This window comes from Lentibacillus sp., from assembly GCF_035301675.1.
Lineage (GTDB): Bacteria > Bacillota > Bacilli > Bacillales > Amphibacillaceae > Lentibacillus.
In genome coordinates this window covers 1-4406 of the sequence record NZ_DATGTT010000098.1, presented here as the reverse complement: position 1 = coordinate 4406, position 4406 = coordinate 1, and the positions used below count along the sequence as shown (strand labels likewise).

Here is a 4406-nt window from a genome sequence, read left to right as displayed (position 1 = left end):
CTTGGGCTGTCGGGCAATTTGGCGTAGGATCAAGTACGATTACTTGATAACCCATGTATTTTGCGGCGATGGACATCATTCTGCCTAATTGTCCTCCGCCAATAATTCCAATTGTTTGAGGAGGTAATATAGTTAAAGGTTGATTATTTTTCTGCAAGATCTTCCCTCATTTCTTCCACTTTTTGCGTAAGTTGTTTTCGATAATTGTCTAACTGAACTGCAATATGCGTATCATTAACAGACAAAATTTGCGCTGCATACAAACCTGCATTTGTTGCTCCAGCTTTTCCGATTGCCATCGTAGCTGTTGGAACACCGCCAGGCATTTGCACAATCGATAAAAGCGAATCCATTCCATCAAGTGCTTTAGACTGCACTGGTACACCGATAACTGGAAGCGTTGTTTTCGACGCTGTCATCCCTGGTAAATGTGCAGCACCACCTGCACCGGCTATAATGACTTTTATGTCCCGTTTTCTTGCTGTTTCCGCATATCGAAACATATCATCGGGTGTCCGATGTGCCGAAATAACTTCTTTTTCATAAGAAATATCTAGCTCATCTAACACATTACAAGCATGTCTCATTGTTTCCCAATCAGAGGTGCTTCCCATAATGACACCTACTTTAGCCACTTCCATCACCCTTTTTGTCAAAGTAAATTGTTTATAATTTTAGAGTCAATTTCATAACTGGGTTTGTTGAATCAAAATCCGAATGTTTAACAGGTAAATTTCGTAAACATCCGTCTTGGGAATCTAACTCGAATGGCTGTAACGTAAGGCGGCGACTCCTGCGGGAATAGCACGAGTCTTGAGACCCCACAGTGAGCGATTTAGGCGAACGAGGAGGCTCAAGCCGTGCCCGCGGAAAGCGTCCGCCTGCAGTGAAAGCCATTCTCAAGCAGATATTAATGTTCGGATTTTACATCCTGGAAATTGACTCATTTCATAATAAATATCCATATTGTTTATTATTTTGTACCCTTTCAAAAGCTATTAAAAACAAAAAAAGTCTATACTCCTCCCTTTAAACATTAATAAGAGTTTGAATAGACCTATATTGAATATTTACATATGTTAAAAACCTTTGTAGATTATACATACATACCTCGATATTATATCTTTTAAGGATATTGTTTCCAGCTACTTCTATCATCAGGAACCATCCTTCGCGTCAAATCTTCAATACTTACTTAAGTATAACAAAATTAATTTTTAATCGTCAATCAATTTTTAGCAAAAGTCGAACATTGTCATTATAATTTAGTTGTAACGTTCGGTTTTTGAGACAAATTAGATGAATCTCCCTGTTGTAATAGCTCTTCTTCTGGTATTTCCGTATCTTCTTCAAATTCTTTATTAATTTCCGGCAATGTTTTATCTGGGGGATCAACTTGCTGACCTTTCTTTTCCCCGGATTGATGGAACAATCTACCTTTTCGAACTTGACGTACCCAAAATCCACCTTTAATATATTTTGGTTCATAGGCTATCATAAATGCGCTCGGGTCAATTTCCATAATTACTTGATACAATCGGAGTTCTTGTTTTCTAGGCGTTAATATTTGCATAGATAAACGATCTCCATCCATACCATAAGACGTCCAACTCGTGACACCAAATCCTTCTTGGCGCAATTTTGATGTAAAATTTAATTCAGGATTAGATGAAACAACATTAATTGTAATGTAACCAAGTGCCAATCGATCCTCTAAGTGCGAGCCTACAATAATACCTAGTGCATAACCACCCGCATAAGCAGCAATATTTTGAATACCATCTAAATTATCCAACACAAGGCTAAGACCGATAACATATAAGATGACCTCTATCGTGCTCACAAGCGCGGCAATATATGGTCTTCCCTTCATTGTTAAAATCATTCGAATCGTTGAACTGGAAACATAAACAACATTGACAAGAAAGATAATGAGCACCATTATTAATGCGTTATCCAGCCATGACAACTCCAACACCCCTTTCTAACCTTGAGGCAATGTATATTTATTCTGTATCTTTATTCGGTCCATATACGCGTTTTTCTATTCTCGATTCTCTTCCTTCCAATCGTTTGTTGAGCCTGCGTTTCCAATTTGGTGCAAGCAATGGACATGCTGCAAGGCTTGCTGAGGCCTCTAAATCCTTTTTCCTTTCATGCATAATTTGATTACATGTTTGGATGGTCCATTCTGGGTAAGGACGATTTTTTAAAACCATCATCGAATCACCTTCTATATACCCTTCCCTCAACACTCGATAATACCATCCTGTACGACCACTTTTCTGTATTCGTAGAGCGAAATCAATCACACCAAATCGTCGTGCCGGCTTCCAACAAGGTTGACGCGGCTGCGATACTTCTACAAGTGCATCACCTATTTCATAAGTATCCCCAATGCATACGTCTGTTTCATCGATTCCCTCAATAACAAGATTTTCTCCCATTGCCCCGGTGTTTATTTCCATTTCTAAATCTTTTTCCCAATAACTATAGTGCTTGTCAGGATAGGCAAACAATGCTTTTTCCGGTCCACCATGCGCAACAGTGTCTCCTATTTCATCTGATTCCAATCCCGTTGGACTCAACCACATCTTTCCGGACTGTTTATTTTTAAACATACCAGTTTTCCACGGACGTTCCATTGGATTTTTAGCACCTTGTGTTCCAAGATGTTTTACTTTCCCAGTTCTAATTTGTTTAATATGTATCTTAGACATTTTATTCATTACACACCACCCTGGATTGTTTACTATTTCAATTTGAATATAAATCCATTTTATCATACGAAAAATAATTTTGAGGGGAGAAATCATCTTTTTATACTGATTGATATGAAAGCACCCCGACATTTTGCCAGATCGCTCATCATTAAGCTAAGAAAATAAAATACAAAACAAATATGACGAACAATACATACATCACAGGGTGAATTTCTTTTATTTTACCTTTCATAATCATCGTTATCGGGTAAAAGACAAAACCAATCGCAATCCCCGTTGCAATACTATATGTGAGTGGCATAGCTATAATCGTTAAAAAGGAAGGAACTGCAATTTCGAATCTATCCCATTCAATTTCTTTTAAAGCCGTTGACATGAGTACACCTACTATAATAAGTGCTGGCGCAGTTACCTCAAGCGTAACTACTTGCAATAAAGGTGAAAAGAATAGCGCAAGTAAAAAGAAACCTGCTGTAACCACAGAAGTAAATCCTGTTCGTCCACCAACCCCAACACCTGAAGTAGACTCGACAAAAGAAGTCGTTGTAGATGTACCTACAATAGCACCTGCAACTGTAGCAGCCGAGTCTGCAAACAATGCTTTACCTGCTCGGGGTAGTTTATTATCTTTCATCAAACCAGCCTGTCTTGCCACAGCAACCAACGTTCCTGCTGTATCAAAAAAGTCAACAAATAAAAATGTCAACATCACTACAAGCATCTCTAATGTGAATATATCACCAAAATTAACAAAAGCTTGTCCAAAAGTCGGCGCTACACTAGGGACACCACTCACTACATCACTTACACCTGAAGGTACGGGAATTAGACCAAAAATCATACCTACAATGGAAGTTAACAGCATCCCGTAAAAGATACCGCCACGAATATTCAAACTAAGTAACACAACAGAAATAACAATACCAAATATGGAGAGCATTACTGGCCCACTCGTCAAATTACCAATACTAACAAGTGTATCGTCATCTCCTATAATAATACCTGCATTTTGAAAACCTAAAAAAGCAATGAAAAACCCAATCCCTGCACCGACAGCTAACTTCAAATTACCAGGAATGAAATTGATAATTTTTTCCCTTAATCCTGTCAGGGTCAAAATAATAAAAATAAGTCCAGAAGCAAGTACACCTGATAATGCCGTTTCCCAAGGAATACCATAAGTAAGTACTACTGTATAAGCAAAAAAAGCATTCAAGCCCATTCCAGGGGCTAGTCCAATTGGATACTTTGCGACAATACCCATAAATAACGTTCCAACAGCAGCTGCAATTGCCGTTGCCGTAAAGACGGCTCCTTGGTCCATTCTCGTCACACCATCAGGAAGCTGTTCAACACCTTCCAACGACAAAACAGAAGGATTTACAAATAAAATATAAGCCATCGCCAAAAACGTCGTCATTCCAGCCATGAACTCTGTACGGTAATTCGTACCCAACTCTTCGAACCGAAAATACTTCTTCAACTCTGTCCCTCCTCAGTTCGCGCAAAAACTATTGAACAAAAAATAGCACCCTTATCTATCGACAAGAGTGCTACTACCATACTGATACGCAAAAAAACCATGAAAACATCTATTTTCACGTAGCGTAGTCAGACCATTTACGGTGGTCTGGTAGAAACTCTAAGCCATATTCCCTAGATTATACGCAAAACATTTAATTT

At 38.6% G+C, this 4406-nt stretch carries 4 protein-coding genes, 1 pseudogene and 1 riboswitch; all 5 genes and pseudogenes read right to left on the bottom strand.

Features of this window, described 5'->3' with window-relative positions; genetic code table 11:
* A pseudogene (locus VK097_RS14135) lies at positions 1-157 on the bottom strand (5-(carboxyamino)imidazole ribonucleotide synthase); the annotation flags it as partial.
* On the bottom strand, positions 144-635 hold the full coding sequence (purE, locus tag VK097_RS14130) for a 5-(carboxyamino)imidazole ribonucleotide mutase (protein ID WP_324212444.1): 492 nt from the start codon (positions 633-635) through the stop codon (positions 144-146). The gene purE and the pseudogene VK097_RS14135, both read right to left, overlap by 14 nt.
* A 623-nt stretch (positions 636-1258) precedes the next feature.
* Positions 1259-1969, bottom strand: coding sequence for a DUF2179 domain-containing protein (locus VK097_RS14125; protein ID WP_414672184.1), 711 nt, complete (start codon positions 1967-1969; stop codon positions 1259-1261).
* Positions 1970-2006: 37 nt separating this feature from the next.
* Positions 2007-2729, bottom strand: a complete 723-nt coding sequence (locus tag VK097_RS14120; protein WP_324212443.1) for an MOSC domain-containing protein — start codon at positions 2727-2729, stop codon at positions 2007-2009.
* A 142-nt stretch (positions 2730-2871) separates the two neighbouring features.
* Positions 2872-4206, bottom strand: coding sequence for an NCS2 family permease (locus tag VK097_RS14115; RefSeq protein WP_324212442.1), 1335 nt, complete (start codon positions 4204-4206; stop codon positions 2872-2874).
* A 105-nt stretch (positions 4207-4311) separates the two neighbouring features.
* Positions 4312-4406: riboswitch (purine riboswitch) on the bottom strand. This riboswitch is flagged as partial in the annotation.